Annotated in this window: 18 protein-coding genes; 13 read left to right on the top strand and 5 right to left on the bottom strand. The window is 49.0% G+C overall.

What is annotated here, in order from left to right; genetic code table 11:
• Positions 1-130 precede the first annotated feature (130 nt).
• The 10 genes from nagZ (at position 131) to C8J48_RS12705 (ending at position 8,105) form a co-directional block, all read left to right on the top strand.
• Positions 131-1,897, top strand: coding sequence for a beta-N-acetylhexosaminidase (gene nagZ, locus C8J48_RS12745; RefSeq protein ID WP_107727399.1), 1,767 nt, complete (start codon positions 131-133; stop codon positions 1,895-1,897).
• 42 nt (positions 1,898-1,939) lie between these two features.
• Positions 1,940-2,350, top strand: a complete 411-nt coding sequence (locus C8J48_RS12740) for a DUF948 domain-containing protein (protein ID WP_170105467.1) — start codon at positions 1,940-1,942, stop codon at positions 2,348-2,350.
• A 19-nt stretch (positions 2,351-2,369) separates the two neighbouring features.
• On the top strand, positions 2,370-2,756 hold the full coding sequence (locus C8J48_RS12735) for a YtxH domain-containing protein (protein ID WP_107727395.1): 387 nt from the start codon (positions 2,370-2,372) through the stop codon (positions 2,754-2,756).
• Positions 2,757-2,941: 185 nt separating this feature from the next.
• Positions 2,942-3,370: an EamA family transporter gene (locus C8J48_RS12730; protein WP_170105465.1), complete on the top strand. Its 429-nt coding sequence runs from the start codon at positions 2,942-2,944 to the stop codon at positions 3,368-3,370.
• 2 nt (positions 3,371-3,372) lie between these two features.
• The gene (locus C8J48_RS18790; RefSeq protein WP_170105463.1) at positions 3,373-3,540 is read left to right on the top strand and encodes a hypothetical protein; all 168 of its coding nucleotides are present in this window, start codon (positions 3,373-3,375) and stop codon (positions 3,538-3,540) included.
• A gap of 32 nt (positions 3,541-3,572) precedes the next feature.
• Positions 3,573-4,109 carry an RNA polymerase sigma factor gene (locus C8J48_RS12725; protein WP_107727390.1) on the top strand — a complete coding sequence of 179 codons (537 nt, stop codon included), beginning with the start codon at positions 3,573-3,575 and terminating at the stop codon, positions 4,107-4,109.
• A 12-nt stretch (positions 4,110-4,121) separates the two neighbouring features.
• Complete coding sequence (locus C8J48_RS12720) at positions 4,122-4,898, top strand: anti-sigma factor family protein (protein ID WP_107727388.1); 777 nt, start codon at positions 4,122-4,124, stop codon at positions 4,896-4,898.
• 106 nt (positions 4,899-5,004) lie between these two features.
• Positions 5,005-6,111, top strand: a complete 1,107-nt coding sequence (locus C8J48_RS12715) for a bifunctional 3-deoxy-7-phosphoheptulonate synthase/chorismate mutase (protein WP_107727386.1) — start codon at positions 5,005-5,007, stop codon at positions 6,109-6,111.
• 249 nt (positions 6,112-6,360) lie between these two features.
• Positions 6,361-7,389: a catabolite control protein A gene (gene ccpA / locus C8J48_RS12710; protein ID WP_107727383.1), complete on the top strand. Its 1,029-nt coding sequence runs from the start codon at positions 6,361-6,363 to the stop codon at positions 7,387-7,389.
• Between the two features lie 11 nt (positions 7,390-7,400).
• Positions 7,401-8,105 (top strand): 5'-methylthioadenosine/adenosylhomocysteine nucleosidase, encoded by a 705-nt coding sequence (locus C8J48_RS12705; protein ID WP_107727381.1) that lies wholly within the window; start codon positions 7,401-7,403, stop codon positions 8,103-8,105.
• A gap of 94 nt (positions 8,106-8,199) precedes the next feature.
• Here C8J48_RS12705 and C8J48_RS12700 read toward each other — a convergent pair whose 3' ends face one another.
• The 3 genes from C8J48_RS12700 to C8J48_RS12690 form a co-directional block, all read right to left on the bottom strand.
• Positions 8,200-8,391 (bottom strand): hypothetical protein, encoded by a 192-nt coding sequence (locus C8J48_RS12700; RefSeq protein WP_107727379.1) that lies wholly within the window; start codon positions 8,389-8,391, stop codon positions 8,200-8,202.
• A 154-nt stretch (positions 8,392-8,545) separates the two neighbouring features.
• Positions 8,546-9,712, bottom strand: coding sequence for an acetoin utilization protein AcuC (locus C8J48_RS12695; RefSeq protein ID WP_107727377.1), 1,167 nt, complete (start codon positions 9,710-9,712; stop codon positions 8,546-8,548).
• A 96-nt stretch (positions 9,713-9,808) separates the two neighbouring features.
• Positions 9,809-10,441 carry a GNAT family N-acetyltransferase gene (locus tag C8J48_RS12690; RefSeq protein ID WP_107727741.1) on the bottom strand — a complete coding sequence of 211 codons (633 nt, stop codon included), beginning with the start codon at positions 10,439-10,441 and terminating at the stop codon, positions 9,809-9,811.
• A 382-nt stretch (positions 10,442-10,823) separates the two neighbouring features.
• Between C8J48_RS12690 and acsA the strand changes: the two genes are divergently transcribed.
• Positions 10,824-12,542, top strand: coding sequence for an acetate--CoA ligase (acsA, locus tag C8J48_RS12685; RefSeq protein WP_107727375.1), 1,719 nt, complete (start codon positions 10,824-10,826; stop codon positions 12,540-12,542).
• 113 nt (positions 12,543-12,655) lie between these two features.
• Here acsA and C8J48_RS12680 read toward each other — a convergent pair whose 3' ends face one another.
• Both C8J48_RS12680 and C8J48_RS12675 read right to left on the bottom strand, forming a co-directional pair.
• A complete protein-coding gene (locus tag C8J48_RS12680; RefSeq protein WP_107727373.1) occupies positions 12,656-13,210 on the bottom strand; it encodes a hypothetical protein in 555 nt (184 codons plus the stop codon).
• Positions 13,167-13,454: a hypothetical protein gene (locus tag C8J48_RS12675; protein ID WP_107727371.1), complete on the bottom strand. Its 288-nt coding sequence runs from the start codon at positions 13,452-13,454 to the stop codon at positions 13,167-13,169. Before C8J48_RS12675 ends, C8J48_RS12680 begins: the two co-directional genes overlap by 44 nt.
• A 413-nt stretch (positions 13,455-13,867) precedes the next feature.
• Between C8J48_RS12675 and C8J48_RS12670 the strand changes: the two genes are divergently transcribed.
• Both C8J48_RS12670 and C8J48_RS12660 read left to right on the top strand, forming a co-directional pair.
• The gene (locus C8J48_RS12670) at positions 13,868-14,716 is read left to right on the top strand and encodes an MBL fold metallo-hydrolase (protein ID WP_107727369.1); all 849 of its coding nucleotides are present in this window, start codon (positions 13,868-13,870) and stop codon (positions 14,714-14,716) included.
• Between the two features lie 180 nt (positions 14,717-14,896).
• On the top strand, positions 14,897-15,619 hold the full coding sequence (locus tag C8J48_RS12660; RefSeq protein ID WP_146160489.1) for an SLC5/6 family protein: 723 nt from the start codon (positions 14,897-14,899) through the stop codon (positions 15,617-15,619).
• Positions 15,620-15,653: the final 34 nt, after the last annotated feature.

The raw sequence follows: 15,653 nt of genomic DNA, 5'->3' as shown, positions 1-15,653 counted from the left end.
GTCACCACCGCTGAACATTCAGAAAAGACGTCGTTTTGTCGAATTCTAACCTTCAGTGGCGGATAGGGTCGTTTATAATGGGGGGGACGAACCCCTACACGGGTAAGTCACATTTAAAGGAGTGTTGGGATTGAAGCGTGCCTACGGGCGCAAAGCGCTGGCGGTGCTCATACTGGCCGTCATTTTGACCCTGTCCTTGTGGTTTTTTTCCACTCAGTCTCCGGTATCCCATATTGGCGGAAAAGCGGAAGGAGAGACTGGGGATGAGTGGGTGGAGCGAAAGATACAGGAAATGAGCTTAGAAGAAAAAGTTGGGCAAATGTTTATGGTCGGTTTTCAAAACGGAAACCAACCGGCATTGGAGATGAACGAGCAAGCCCAAGCGTTGATTCAGGATTATCATGTGGGGGGGATGGTGCTGTTTGATCGCAATGTGGATTCCCCCGAACAGGTGGCGGAACTGAACAATACGCTTCAATCCACTGCTGAAAATGGATCGACAGGAGTTCCCCTGTTTATTTCCATTGACCAGGAAGGGGGCAAAGTGTTACGCATCCGTGACGGTGTCACGGTTTTCCCTGGAAATATGGCTTTAGGCGCAACCGGGGATGTGGAGTTGTCCCGTCAAAGCGGAAAAGTGATGGGAGAAGAGCTGAGAGCCCTCGGGATCAATATGAATCTGGCCCCCTCCCTCGATGTCAACAACAATGATCAAAACCCGATTATCGGTGTACGTTCTTTTTCTAGTGATCCGGATCAGGTGGCGGAGATGGGTATCGCCCAAATGGAGGGCTTTCGTGAAGGCGGCGTGTTAAGCGTGGTAAAACATTTCCCCGGTCATGGGGATACTGACAGCGATTCGCATATCGATCTGCCGACGGTCGCTCATTCTATGGAGCAGCTGGAAGAAGTGGAGCTGAAACCGTTCCAACGAGCAACAGATGAAGGGGTGGATGCGGTGATGTCGGCTCATATCACGTTTCCGGCCATCGATGATACGCCGGGTTTACCGGGTACTCTCTCCCCCCGTGTGCTGACGGATCTGTTGCGGAAGGAGTGGGGGTATGACGGCGTCATCATGACTGACGACATGGAGATGGGAGCGATCGTAGATAACTTTGGGGCGAGCGATGCCGCTGTACGAGCGGTAAAAGCGGGAGCGGACATCCTCTTGGTCGTCCATGAATGGGAACGGCAAAAAGAATCGATCGAAGCTGTGATTCAGGCTGTGGAAAAGGGGGAAATCTCTGAACAGAGGATTGACCAATCCACTCGTCGGATTCTACAATTAAAAGCGAAGCCACTTGGACAAAAGTCTATTGTGGATCATCCGTATACCGACCTCGAATCACTTCCAGAGAAACTAGCCACCTCAGAACATACTCGTCAAGCTGAAAAAGTAGCGGAGCAATCGATTACAGTTGTACGCGACCCAAACAATCAACTTCCCCTCAACCCGTCAAGAACTGCACGAATTTTGATTCTGACACCCGCCTATGAAGAGGAATGGGAGAAAGCGTTCCAGGGATTCGATTTTCAAGTGGAAACACGATCGGTTCCACTAATACCTAAACCGGAGGAGCGGCAGGAAGCGCTAGCCGGGATCGCCGCCTATGATGTGGTGGTGGTAGCTTTATCGCAAACACAGATGCGACCGGATCAACAGGCATTGGTCACTGAATTGAATCAAACTGGCAAAGCGGTGATTGCGGTAGGGTTGGATACCCCTTATGATGTGGTGGCGTTGCCATCCAATATCCCTTATATCGCCGCATACAGCTCCCAACCGGTTTCAATTCACGCAGCAGTGGCGGTTGTGACGGGTAAAAAAGACCCCGGCGGAAAGCTGCCGGTTGCAATTCCTGATTTCTATCCTCTCGGTCACCCGGATCGCTAGTGACAAATCACGATCGTACCTTCTTGAAAGGAGGTGCTGACTTTGACCCTACAAATCAGTGTAGCCGTTGTTGCGATTGCGTTTGTTGCACTTGTGGTCTACTTGATTCTGGCCTTGCGCCAGTTGACCCGGACATTGACATCCGTCGATACCACGCTACAGGAGATGAAGCCCCGCTTAGAGGAAGTGGCTGATGAATCGAACCGTACCCTCAAGGAAGCGAGGGCGCTCTTGGCGGATGCACGTCAGAAAACGGAGCAGACAGATGCGTTTTTCCAAGCGGTAAACAATGCGGGAACCAGTTTGAAGGAATTATCATCCGGTATTACTCGCGCAGCAGCTGTACAGAAAGAACGATTGGGCAGCGTGACGGCGATTGCGTCCGTAGCGATTGAACTGATGAAAAAATGGCGTTCGGAAAAAGGGACCGATGACCGCAAAAGGGTAAACTAAATCAAAAGGGGATGGGAACATGGGTGATCACAAAGGTTTAAACGGAAAAGATTTTTTTATCGGTGCGGTGGTTGGAGGCTTTATCGGTGCAACTGCGGCTCTGTTGTTGGCTCCGAAAACCGGGCGGGAAACCCGTGAAGATCTGAGCCGCAACTTTGATACCGCCAAGGGTGTTGTATTAGAAAAATCGGATCAATTTACCCGGCGGGCGAATGAAGTGAAGGATACCGCCGCCGACAAGTGGATTGAGATCCGCGACACCGCCTCCTCCACCGTCAAAGAAGTCGCTTCTACGGTGGAGGAGTGGAAGGATGTAGCTGGTAAGAAGAAAGCGCAAGACGAAGCGGATCAAGTGGAAGCAAGTGAAAAAGCGGAAGCGACAAACTCAAACCCCTCAGAAGTGTAAGATAAAACGGCACCGATGCAAATCGGTGTCCAAATGTCGAAACCCATTAGAATATCGACTTCGACTGTTTCGATGGGATCATTCATCACCTTACGCGGGCGCCGACTGGCGCCTTTTTTTACTCCATCCGAAATATAGCATGTCCGCTTGTCCGGCACATATATATGTGTGGGAAGAAGGGACGGATGCCCATGAGCCGGGAATTGACATTTGCGTTGTTGGCAGCGTTCTGTTTTGGTGTAGCCCCCATTTTTGAAAAACTGGGACTGGCCCGAACGGACGCAGCGGTGGCACTGTTTCTCAGAGCGGGAGTTACCACAGTGTTGGTCGTTATCTATTGGCTTCTTTTTCCACAGATGGGCGGGTGGACGATGCCGGATGGACGTTCACTGGTCTATATATTGTTGGGTGGGGTTTTTGGTGTGTTGTTTGCACAATACTTCTACTTCAAAGCGCTGGCGATCGGCGATGTAGGCCGTGTGATGCCGATTGTGGGTAGCTTTCCGGTGTTGGCGTTTCTCTTATCGGCCCTCATCTTGGGTGAAGCGGTAACGGTAATGAAGGTAGTGGGGATTTTATTGGTTGTCGTCGGTGTTTTTCTATTAGGAGAATAAGATTGCAAACGGGTTTATATTTGGGAGGAAATGAGAGAAAGCCCAAAGAAAGAAGAGCCTATCCTGAGATGGATCGGTTGTGCTTTTTGTTTGAACATGTTCTTCTGTTACAGAAGACGGTGCGTCTTCAAAATCTACAACAGGAATCGCTATCCACCCATATCTGTTAGGTGAACGAGTGGAGAGCAGGAGGTTTCTTAATATGAATGGGGAAGAATCATCAAGAAAATCGTTTACGGATGAATTTTTGGAACGGCTTCAGGAGCATCGACGCTACCTGTATCATATTGCCTATCGTTTAACGGGAAATACGGAGGATGCCAAGGACCTGGCACAGGAGACATTGTGGCAGGCTCATCGCAAATCCAATAAATATGTATATGAAAAATCCCTGAAGGCATGGTTGCGAACCATGATGACCAATCGCTTCCGTGACCAGAAAAGGAAAAAAAGCTTGAAACTGGTTGCCCTGGAAGACGCGTTTATACAATCAGAACCCCCTCATTCGGTCGACCGTCTATCCGTTGAAGAGCAGGTAGAACAGCGATTGATGCTGGAGCGGGTGAAGGGTGAGATCCAAGAACTGCCTGAAATCTACCGGAGGGTGGTTGTACTACGGCATTTCCGGGGATACTCCTATACCGAGATCAGTGAATCCTTGGATATTCCTGAAGGAACAGTAAAAACGCAGTTGTTTCGCGCCCGGAAGATGCTAAAGGAGCGACTTTCCAAAAAGTAAGGGGATCGATGGATGTCTTGCAAGGATATGGATCGCTTAATCCAACTCTACCTCGATCAAGAGATTGAGGAGACGGATCTCCAGCGGCTTTGGGAACATGTCCAAACGTGTGATTCATGTCGACAGAGCTTGCGGGAAATGATCGCCCTGGTGCAAACGTTGGAAGGAATTCGGAGTAAACGGGAGGACAGCCGAATCGTCAGAATGAACCAGCTGGTCAAATGGATGGCTGTTGCTACTTCGATCGTGTTTATCATCGTTTTTTCCCCCCCTCTACAAAGTCACTACCAATCGGAATCTGACATCGCTGGCCGCTCACCGGAACCGATCGCCACTCATGCTGCGGAGGAATTGCCGGTGGAATCGGCAGAGATGATGGTGTTGGCCACAGGATCGGAGAGTTTGCCGATCCCTGAAAACGATTATATTCGGGTGATTCGGCCTCGGGATGACGAGGAGGGGTTAGAGGATGATGAACTGCAAGCGGATACTGCATGGATCTATCCCAGTGCTTTGCCGTTTGTGTTGCAGAATCAGATCGATTGGCACGAACAACTGAAACGGTTGGTTTTTATCGGGGTGCCGGATTCCGATACCTTGCACACGCTGTTAGCGGCGGTGGGATTTTCTCCCAGTATACAGGAAGAGCTTGAAGAGCCGTCCTTTCCTACCTCCGTAATTTTGACTACAGGGCAGAACCCACAGCTGGAGACCTTTACTTTCCCTGAAAAAGAAAGCAGTATATCCCATTGGTTTGAAAAAATGGCCACCACCCCCGCCATACCCTGACCCTAAATTTGGGAAAGGGCATTGGCGGTTTTTTATGCCTTTTTTATGACATAGCCGGAGGATTTCGATATAATAGGGATTAAAAATTTGTAAGGGGAGTTTTGGGATGAGCCAGGAACAGAAACATCCAGACTTGGAACAGTTGCGCAACCAGATCGATGACATCAACCAACAACTGTTACAGTTGTTGAGCCAACGGGCGGAGTTGGCCCGTGCGATCGGCGAAGTGAAAAAAGCACAAGGGATTAACCGCTTTGACCCGGTGCGAGAACGGGATATGTTGGATCGATTGGTGCAGGATAATCCGGGACCGTTTGACGACGGTACGATCCGGCATCTGTTTAAACAGATTTTTAAAGCTTCCCTTGATCTGCAACAAAAAAATCACAAAAAAGCATTGTTAGTCAGCCGCAAACGGCGTCCCGAAGATACCGTGGTTCATGTGGGAGAGATCCCAGTCGGAAACGGGGCCAAATCGATTGTGGCCGGACCGTGTTCAGTGGAGTCGGAAGAGCAAGTGCGTCAGGTGGCCCAGGCGTTGAAGGAACAAGGGGTCTCCTTGCTGCGAGGTGGAGCGTTTAAACCCCGCACCTCCCCTTACGATTTTCAGGGGTTGGGAATTGAGGGTCTGCGTATTTTGCGCAAGGCGGGGGATGAGTTTGGGTTGAAAGTGGTCAGCGAGATTGTGAATCCCGCCGATATAGAGCTGGCGGAGCAGTATGTGGATGTGATTCAGATCGGTGCGCGCAATATGCAGAACTTCGAACTGCTAAAGGCTGCTGGAGCAGCATCCAAACCGGTCTTTCTGAAGCGGGGAATGTCGGCGACAGTAGAGGAATTTCTGTTTGCAGCGGAGTATATCGTCTCCCGCGGAAACAGCCAGGTAATGTTGTGCGAACGGGGAATCCGCACATACGAAAAATGGACGCGCAACACCTTAGACATCTCAGCGGTACCCATTTTAAAACAGGAAAGTCACTTACCCGTCTTTGTCGATATTACCCATTCCACCGGGCGACGGGATATTCAACTGCCTGTGGCGCGGGCGGCATTGGCTGCCGGAGCGGACGGAATTATGCTGGAAGTGCACCCCGACCCGTCGGTTGCCTTGTCTGATGCCAACCAACAGATCGATATCCCTCAGTTTAACAAGTTTATGGAAGAGATGCGCAGGGCAGGATTTGTGACATCGTCTACTGCTACTGTCGGTTAACGGACTATATGTCGGAATCATGTTAGATTTGTTGACGATTTTGGTAATTTTAATGGGGGACCGGCTATTATTCAGCCAGTCCCTTTTTCTTGTAAAAGTAGCGCAAACAAGGGATGGACAGCCTTTGTTGAGGGAACGATATTTTTTTGAAAAGGTGTTCTTCCAAGGTGGACATCCTTTGCATGGAGATGGAATTTATCGTATTCTTATAAGAACAGCGGAAAATCAAACCAAATGGATGTGGATCCAATGGGGAAAAAAAGAGAAACGATTACGATTTATGATGTTGCCCGTGAAGCGGGTGTATCGATGGCAACTGTTTCCCGTGTGGTTAACGGCAATCCCAATGTAAAGCCGGTCACCCGTAAAAAGGTGTTGGAAACGATCCGCCAGATGGGGTATCGTCCCAATGCGGTTGCCCGCGGGTTGGCAAGTAAGCGAACGACGACAGTCGGAGTCGTCATCCCTGACATCTCTTACGCTTTTTTTGCCGAATTGACACGGGGAATTGAAGATATCGCCAATATGTATCACTACAACATTATGTTGTGTAACTCCGATCTGCAAAAGGATAAAGAACTGCAACTAACTGAAGCGCTGTTGGAAAAACAGGTGGATGGACTGTTGTTTTTGGGTGGCGAAGTGACACAGGAGCATCGGGAAATATTTGCTGGGGCCCAAGTGCCGATTGTACTGGCGGCTACGTTTGACGAGGTAGAGAAAAGCCGTCCTTATGTAACCATCGACCAAGTAGGGGCAGCCAAAGAAGCGACCCAAGTGTTGATCCAGGAAGGACATGAACGCATCGGTCTGTTGGGAGGACCGTTAACCGACCCGATTATCGGCTATCCCCGTTACCAGGGATATAAAGAAGCCTTGGCGGAAGAGGGGATTGCCTTTAACGATCAATGGGTGCGTCTCGGTAACTACCGCTATGATTCTGGTTTGGAGGCGGCTAAGGAGCTACTGGCAATGGAGGATGCGCCGACTGCGATTTTTGCCGTCAACGATGAGATGGCGGTAGGTGCGATTCATGCCGCCCAGGATCAGGGGCTGAAAGTGCCAGACGATGTGTCGGTGATCGGCTTTGACAATACGCCGTTAGCGTCGCAGGTGCGGCCGCTGTTAAGTACGGTTTCCGTACCGATGTATGATATCGGTGCCGTGGCAATGCGATTGTTGACCAAGTATATGAACGACGAAACGATTGAAGAGAACGAAGTGGTGTTGCCGCATCGACTGCGACTGGCCGACTCCACTCGTCTAAAGGAAGAATAGGAGAAGAAAGCATGGAGAAACCGATTGGTATCATTGGGGCGATGGAGGAGGAGATCGCCCTTTTTTTGAAGGAAATGGAGCAGGAACGAACGGAAGAGCATGCGGGGATATCATTCTACATCGGACGGCTGGTCGATCGTTCTGTGGTGATCTGCCGTTCTGGGGTGGGTAAAGTAAATGCAGCCGTCTGTACACAGGTACTGATCGATCGCTTTCAAATAGAAGCTGTCATCTTTACCGGTGTGGCGGGGGCATTAGATCCGGAACTGGAGATCGGTGATATCGTGGTCTCATCCTCTTGCCAACAACATGATGTCGATGTTACTCCACTGGGACTGGACAAAGGAGTGATTCCGTTTCAGGAGACCTCGGAGTTTCCGGCGGATCCCACATGGATTCAATTGGCGGAAAAAGCGGCGTCCGCCTGGACGGAAGGGCGTGCGATTACAGGAAAAGTACTCTCCGGTGACCAATTTATCGCAGATCAAGAAACGGTCCGTCAATTGCGCGAGCAGTTAAACGGGGTTTGTGTGGAGATGGAAGGAGCCGCCGTCGCTCATGTTTGCCACTTAAACGACGTTCCCTTTGTCGTGATCCGTTCCATGTCCGATCGGGCGGATCATTCCGCCGATGTCAACTTTCAAGAATTTGCTGCCGTTGCTGCCCGCCGTTCCAACGGAATCGTCAAGGATATGCTTGCACAGAAACCGATATAATGCGAGCGCAATCCCGTCATAGTTCGGGGAAAGCATCTTGTAGTCAGTAATGATAACCCGTCAGTCCCAGGGGCTGACGGGTTTATTCTGTCTGTCAATCGTCACTGCGAAAAAAGACTCTTTCATCCGTTACCGCTTGTGCCTCACATAAGCAGGTTTCCATGGTTCTTTCATCGGGGAAAATCGCTTCATATCCCGTTTCTACCATCTGAACCGCGATTCCTCGTGCAACCAGCTGCTGTGCGAAACGATCTCCGCCCGGCCCCCAAAATCGGCAGATCTCCATTGTTATCCCTCCTCTCAAAGCGATCGCACTACTGGGAGACAGGCTATGCCGTGTAAGCATCGCACCATCGGTCCCTAACAGGCAGGTGGCTTGCCGTCTTCTACTCACTATTGGTGTTGGTTTCAACAGGCGAAAATATTCTCGTGCAATTTTTTCACTGGCCACAGGCCTTATCACTGTTGAAATATTGGGATACTTGTTGCGTAATGATTGCATTTTTGCGGGAAATCTCTTCTCTCCGTGGAATTGGTTGAAACATTCCTTCTGGATCTAGTAATCGTGTCGGTAAAGGGTGGGGGCTTTCCGTTTGCCACCGTTGAACCCAATCAGTGGGAAGGTCCTGGTCATCTAATCGTTGATCGGACAGTTCCGCCCACAGAAGCGTCCAGGCACGTGGAACCACCCGCCAGATATCGTAGCCGCCACCGCCCACAGCAATCCATCGTCCCGCGGTATAGGTGTGAGCCAACTGGTGAATGCGCCTGGGAATTTCATGATAGATGCGCATGGTGGCGGACAGGTGGGTAAGCGGATCAAAGCGGTGGGCGTCACAGCCGTGCTGGGAAAGAATAACGTCAGGACGGAATTGCTTAATCGCTGAGGGTACCACTTTTTCAAAGGCGTGCAGCCAGGATTCATCCTCGGTAAAGGCATCCAAGGGCACATTGACACAGGTGCCCAGTCCGATATCTGTTCCTCGTTCATACACATTTCCCGTCCCAGGGAACAAATATCGTCCCGTTTCGTGGAGGGATACGGTCATTACATGGGGATCGTCGTAAAAAGCCCATTGCACCCCATCGCCGTGGTGTGCATCGGTATCGATATACATGATGCGGGCGTCATAATTTTTGCGCAAGTAAGCGATTGCAACAGAAGCATCATTAAAGATGCAAAAACCAGAAGCCTTTCCCCGAAGAGCGTGGTGAAGCCCTCCGGAAAGGTTGAGAGCGTGGGAGCAGTGACCCCTCATCACCGCTTCCGCCGCTGTCAGCGTTCCCCCCACCACCAGGGTGGCTGCTTGATAGATGCCGGGAAAGACGGGGTTGTCTTCGGTGTGTAACCCATATTCCTGCAGCCGCTCAACGGGGATCGTTTCACGATCCGCTTGTTTGACAATGTCAATATATTCCGGCGTGTGAACGAGAGCCAACTCCTCTTCCGTCGCCATACGCGGTGGAATTAGGTGCTCCGCAGCCAGGAGTCCAAAGGAACGTATCAATGCAAGTGTCAATTCCAATCGCTTGTTGTTAAAAGGGTGGGTATCATGAAAGCGGTACTTTAAAAAGTCGTCGCTATAGACGAACCGTGCGGACTCCATATGTGAAGCCTCCTCTACGGTGAATTCAATCGGGTCATTTTTTTGTACTACCCTTCAATTCTTCCACATCGATCATCCGTCATCCTTTATGACCATTTAATATAAAATGCGGAAGCGGAAGCGCAGGCGGTCAAACTTTTCCACTGAGGATTGAGGGACATGTTTGCCGAAGCGGGCCATCAGGCAGTTGGCGGGATGGGCGGTAATTTCAGGATCATCGGTAGCCACCCACTCCAAACCAGCGCTAGACATCACTTTTTCCATCACTCTACGATATTCCCACACTGATAGACCGGTCCCTTTTAAATCCCAGTGCCAATAATATTCCGTGGAAATGACGATATAGTTCTCCATATAGGGATCGCGAAAAGAGACGCCCAACAACGCCTTTGCTACTCCATACTTGCGATAGGGAGCAGCTACCTCGATCGCTCCCAACTCCAACAAATCTTCCATATTTCCTTTGGACCAATGTTCCAGCGGATCTGGATGCAGATAAGTGACATAACCGACAATCTCGTTGGCGGTACGGGCGATGATAATGCGGCCTTCCGCCAGTCCGGCGATGCCGATGAGCGCTTCCTGTTGCTCTTCTGGTGGTCGAAAAGCGACCAAGCCTTCATGAAAGGAATAATATTTCAACCGATCCGGAAGGACCGGGCCTTCCACCACTAAGTCGCCTTCCGATGCGGGTAAGGTTTCTGCGTAATATTTTTTTCGATGTTCCAGCGCTACCACCTCCAAAAATTTCGTGCAAGTGCGAAGAGAAATCGTCTTTTATCCATTATAACGGGTGATCGGCTGTCAGCGGGATCAAAATTGAATTGGAATCCACGATGCCGAAAGCAATGTAACCCTTTTGGCATAGGGGACAAATGTGGTATCATTAATAAAAAGTTTGAAACCGTTCTCATAAATCGAGCGAAAACTCGGTTTATGTCCGCATTTCAAACTTGGGTGATGGTTAGAAAAAACGATCAGGACTGACTAATGGACACAAGAGCGATCAGGCTGTATATGGAGTGTTACACTGTTGGTTGAAGGCGCTTTCATTCGATTTGCCGGAATTGATGGATTTCCGTGTAAATCCAATCTGATTGGAGGGCTTCCAATGAAACAAGCGGAAACGATTGATCGGATGACGACCGATAACAATCTCGGCTCTTATGAAGAGGCTTATGAAACTTTTGATTGGAAAGAGGCGGAAAAAGCATTCTCCTGGTATCGGACAGGAAAAGTGAATGCTGCTCATGAAGCGATTGATCGCCATACGGAAACGGAGCGACGGGATCAAGTCGCCTTACATTACAGTGACCCCAATCGTAAAGAGTCCTACACATTCCAACAGATGCGGGATCAGTCCAATCGATTTGGAAATGTATTAAAAAAAATCGGCATACAAAAAGGGGAACGCGTCTTTATCTTTATGCCGCGAACACCGGAACTTTATTTTAGTTTTCTGGGGATCTTAAAAGTGGGAGCGATTGTCGGTCCGTTGTTTGAAGCCTTTATGGAGGGAGCTGTGCGGGACCGGCTGGAGGACAGCGAAGCGGTCGCATTGGTAACGACGCCACAGTTATTGGAGCGGGTTCCGGTGGATGAGCTGCCTGCCTTGAAGCACATTATTCTGGTGGGTTCGACCGGAGAATTGACGGGGGGCTACTATCACTTTGAAAAAGAGATGGCGGCCGCATCGACAGAGCTTGCGATCGAGTGGATGGACCGGGAAGATCCGATGATCATCCATTATACTTCCGGATCTACCGGCAAGCCCAAAGGAGTGCTCCATGTTCATAACGCCATGATCCAGCACTATCAGACCGGTAAATGGGTGTTGGATCTTCAGAAAGATGATATCTATTGGTGTACAGCGGACCCCGGTTGGGTGACCGGAACCTCCTACGGCATTTTTGCACCTTGGCTCAACGGAGTGACCAATGTGATCCGCGGGGGTCGCTTCAGTCCCCAAGACTGGTATCAAACATTAGAGGAAAATCGGGTCACGGTCTGGTACAGTGCCCCTACGGCTTTCCGCATGTTGATGGGAGCGGGAGCCGATTTGGTGAAAAAATACGATCTATCCCGTGTGCGCCACATCTTGAGTGTAGGTGAACCGTTAAATCCTGAGGTGGTTCGTTGGGGCCTGGATGCGTTTAACCGGCGCATTCACGATAACTGGTGGATGACGGAAACCGGTGGAATCTTGATCTCCAATTATCCGCAGATGGTGATGAAACCGGGTTCCATGGGGCGTCCCTTTCCTGGGGTAAAAGCGGCGATCATCGACGATGCCGGAAATGAACTGCCGCCATACCGCATGGGTAACCTGGCCATCCGCACACCCTGGCCATCTATGATGCGCGCCATCTGGAAAAACGAAGCAAAATATAATGAGTACTTCCGTATCCCCGGTTGGTATGTCTCCGGCGACTCCGCTTACAGGGACGAAGACGGATACTTCTGGTTCCAGGGGCGGATCGATGATGTGATTAATACCTCCGGTGAGCGGGTGGGTCCCTTTGAAGTGGAGAGCAAACTGGTGGAGCACCCGGCTGTGGCTGAAGCGGGTGTCATCGGCAAACCGGATCCGGTTCGGGGTGAAATTATTAAGGCATTTATTTCCCTGCGCAAAGGATATGAAGCCTCCGATGAACTGAAGGAGGAGATTCGCGTCTTTGTGAAGGAAGGCTTAGCAGCCCACGCCGCTCCCAGGGAGATCGATTTTAAAGATAAACTGCCTAAAACCCGCAGTGGTAAAATTATGCGCCGGGTGCTAAAAGCGTGGGAGCTGGATCTGCCCACCGGAGATTTGTCGACGATGGAAGATTGATGGGACGGTTTAAAAAGAGCGGCGAGTTCGCCGCTCTTTTTGTTTTGGACAGGTTATAGGTATCAGAAACATGTCGATCCGTTTGGAATGAGCGACAATCAAAGCCGATTGTTTCATTCATTAATCCAGGTGGTCCATTCTTTTTCTTCGGTTTTTGTTTGCAACTGTTTGCTGATATATGTGAGGTCGAGCTGATCATGATGCAATTGAAGTAGCCGATACCCCCACTCGCGATCCTCTTGGCTTCTCCAATGGACAGCGGCACGTAGACGGTCCAAGATCAGGTCTTCAATTCCGATCACATTAATTTTTTTCATTCCTACGGGCACAGTGGTTATTTTTGATGGATCCCCTGCTAAAATGTGATCTGGAATTTCAACGGAAACTAGAAGGTCCGGATGCCACCAATCTTTCCCCTTACGGATAAATCCGATAGCGGTAAGGATTTCATCGGCGATGTGTCTACCGTCCATCACAAAATCGATATCCTGGGTGGTATATGCTTGTAAAGTATAGATCTCCACTGATAATCCCCCTACTACGATAGGGGTGATACCATGGGCTTCCAATTGTTCAGTAAGAATGGCTGCTGTTTCCGTCATTTTTTCAAAGCGAGGAAGATCTCTAAGACGAGTTAGTTCCTCTCGAACTTCTGACCAATTTTTCAATCCGCAACACCCGTCTTTCCGGATCATAGTGAACGTGACCCGCTTTCACTGCATCATCCCAATTTTTTTTTGCCATTAGCGTCAATAAATGAATCTCATCGGGATCTCGTGGACGATTTCGTCTTCGCGGTCGTTTTCCTTCCGTCTGCTCCCAATGTTGACGCATGCGCAAAAGGGCTTCCTCCGTTTCTTTCTGCCGTGATTCCACCCTTTCCCGAATCTCCTCCATGGTCCATCGACGCATTATCGATCCCTCCGTTGCCCCATATTCTCCGTGTGATGGATGGATTCCTGTTTGCTGGTTATACGGTTATATGTACACTGTGTGACGGACTAGTACCTGTCAATATTTTACCCAATGACTTTAGTTTGCGTCTCATCTTACCCCCTTAGATCAAAAAGGGGGCAATTCCATGTAAGTTTCTATCCCTCAAATAAATCAAAAACAGAATACTTCTTTTGGTTTTTGCAAAAAAGGGATTCATTACTAATTGGAGAAGTTTTTATTCAGGAGGGAAGAGAAGGGTATGCGTTGTAGATAAGGAGGGTGTTAGGGAAGAAAGCATTCCCCCTATACTATACTGCTTGATGGTGACAGAACCGTGCTGAGTTATGAAGAGTTTAAAAACCCAGAATAGAAAGGAATGAGAAAAGAGATTGAGTGGCCAACGATTGTTTATACATAAAGGAACGCGGGTTTTTCACAGCATTAACGGCTTTCAATATAATGCAGCCGTTGTTGAGACAGATGATTTGGTTCTTGTGATTGATGCGGGCTTTTTTCCCAGTGATATTGAAGCCATGCAAGAGTATGTGGAACATGTCAGGGGATCGCGACCATTGTATGTAGCGTTTACCCATGCGGATTGGGATCACATTATGGGTGGACAAGCGTTTACGGGCAGCACGACGATTGGAAGTTCACAAATGGATCAGTTGACCGAAGAGGAAAAAAAGCAAAGGTTGACGCAAGCGAAGGATAGCCTACGGATTCAATATTATGTTCAACCTCCAGAGCTAATGTTTCCTAAGCTGGATATCAAAATCGACATCGATGGTCAAACCGTAGAGGTGGGAGATACGACACTCACCTTCTATCTAGCAGCGGGCCATACTGATGAAAGCATGATGATTGTCATGAATTCCCATTTATTTTTGGGCGACTATCTCTCCAATGTTGAGTTTCCCTTTATTTTTGGCGATGCCCATGATTATGCAGCGACTTTGTTAAAGCTAGATCAAATCGTAGCGCGTCATCAAATTGATTGGGCGGTTCCGGGGCATGGTCGGGTTATTCGCTCCCAAGAAGAATTGTTTCAACGAAAACAGGCTGATCTGCGCTATTTACAAATCTTAACCGAAATCGACGAAAAGGATTGGGCCAAGCCATTAACGGATTATTACTATATCCACGATTGCCCGGAGTCCCGCTTGATTCACCAGAGAAATTTTCGTAAAATGCGGAATTTAAAGAGGGATTATTTTGAAACAAGGGGAGGGATATAACATGGTTGGGAACAGAAATTCAGGTGCTTTATATTCGATTTTTAGTCATGATTATGCCCGAGAGCCAGTTCCACTTTCGAAACGTGTTCATTGGCTGTACTTGTTTTTTATTTGGGTGGCAGTTGGAGTCGATCTCGCAGCTTTTTACTTGGGGGCTGTTTTTAGTCAGGGAAATGAGATGTGGTCGGTTATTTGGGCAATCCTGATAGGGTCTGCAATTCTGACGCCTATTGCCGCACTGTCTGGATGGATCGGTGCCGACAAGCAGCTTTTGCTTGTGCGATCGGCTTTGGGGTCGGCAATTCTCTTACCTGCATTATCGCGGCTATTTTGTATTTTTTGTCCGGTGCAGATAATGTGGTAGATGTGATGATTACGATTGGTGGAGGTGTGTTGGCATTTCTGATTATGCTAGCCGCTACGTGGACAAGCAACGATAACTCCCTGTACTCTTCGGGATTAGCGCTTAGTATCATCTTTCGAAGTATACCCAAACCTATTTTAACGATTGGTGCGGGGATTTTGGGAATCATTGTGGGGATAATGGGAATTCACGATAACTTGGAGAAATTTCTGTTTGTCTTGACTCCCCTTATCGTGCCCGTAGGCGGTATTCTATATGTTGATTACTTCTTGTTGAATAATCACAAGTATAAGATGGCCTTTATTCGACAAGATACTCCGCCAATGTTTAAACCAATGATCCTCTCCGTCTGGGCTGTTGCGACTATACTAACGTTTATGACAACACCAGGGGGAGAAGGGGGCTTAGGCCTTTTCGATTTCACAACGATTCCAGCGTTGGATGGGATTATTTTTTCCACGGTCCTTTACTATGGTGCAAGTAAAACATTGGATTACTATCGACAGAGAAAAGCAAGGAATCAGGAACGAGCGGCATAAGTGAATCTTTCTTACAAAAGGGGGGTAAGAGGAT

This window comes from Desmospora activa DSM 45169 (assembly GCF_003046315.1).
GTDB lineage: Bacteria > Bacillota > Bacilli > Thermoactinomycetales > DSM-45169 > Desmospora > Desmospora activa.
Note: the sequence above shows the minus strand (reverse complement) of the source record. Positions and strands in the feature narration are given on the sequence as shown.

What these genes read in the sequence shown, in the direction of transcription:
- C8J48_RS12735 (WP_107727395.1), top strand. Translation starts at nt 2,370, where the DNA reads ATGGGTGATCACAAAGGTTTAAACGGAAAAGATTTTTTTATCGGTGCG.
- C8J48_RS12730 (WP_170105465.1), top strand. Translation starts at nt 2,942, where the DNA reads ATGCCCATGAGCCGGGAATTGACATTTGCGTTGTTGGCAGCGTTCTGT.
- C8J48_RS12725 (WP_107727390.1), top strand. Translation starts at nt 3,573, where the DNA reads ATGAATGGGGAAGAATCATCAAGAAAATCGTTTACGGATGAATTTTTG.
- C8J48_RS12720 (WP_107727388.1), top strand. Translation starts at nt 4,122, where the DNA reads ATGTCTTGCAAGGATATGGATCGCTTAATCCAACTCTACCTCGATCAA.
- C8J48_RS12715 (WP_107727386.1), top strand. Translation starts at nt 5,005, where the DNA reads ATGAGCCAGGAACAGAAACATCCAGACTTGGAACAGTTGCGCAACCAG.
- ccpA (WP_107727383.1), top strand. Translation starts at nt 6,361, where the DNA reads ATGGGGAAAAAAAGAGAAACGATTACGATTTATGATGTTGCCCGTGAA.
- C8J48_RS12705 (WP_107727381.1), top strand. Translation starts at nt 7,401, where the DNA reads ATGGAGAAACCGATTGGTATCATTGGGGCGATGGAGGAGGAGATCGCC.
- C8J48_RS12700 (WP_107727379.1), bottom strand. Translation starts at nt 8,391, where the DNA reads ATGGAGATCTGCCGATTTTGGGGGCCGGGCGGAGATCGTTTCGCACAG.
- C8J48_RS12695 (WP_107727377.1), bottom strand. Translation starts at nt 9,712, where the DNA reads ATGGAGTCCGCACGGTTCGTCTATAGCGACGACTTTTTAAAGTACCGC.
- acsA (WP_107727375.1), top strand. Translation starts at nt 10,824, where the DNA reads ATGAAACAAGCGGAAACGATTGATCGGATGACGACCGATAACAATCTC.
- C8J48_RS12675 (WP_107727371.1), bottom strand. Translation starts at nt 13,454, where the DNA reads ATGCGTCGATGGACCATGGAGGAGATTCGGGAAAGGGTGGAATCACGG.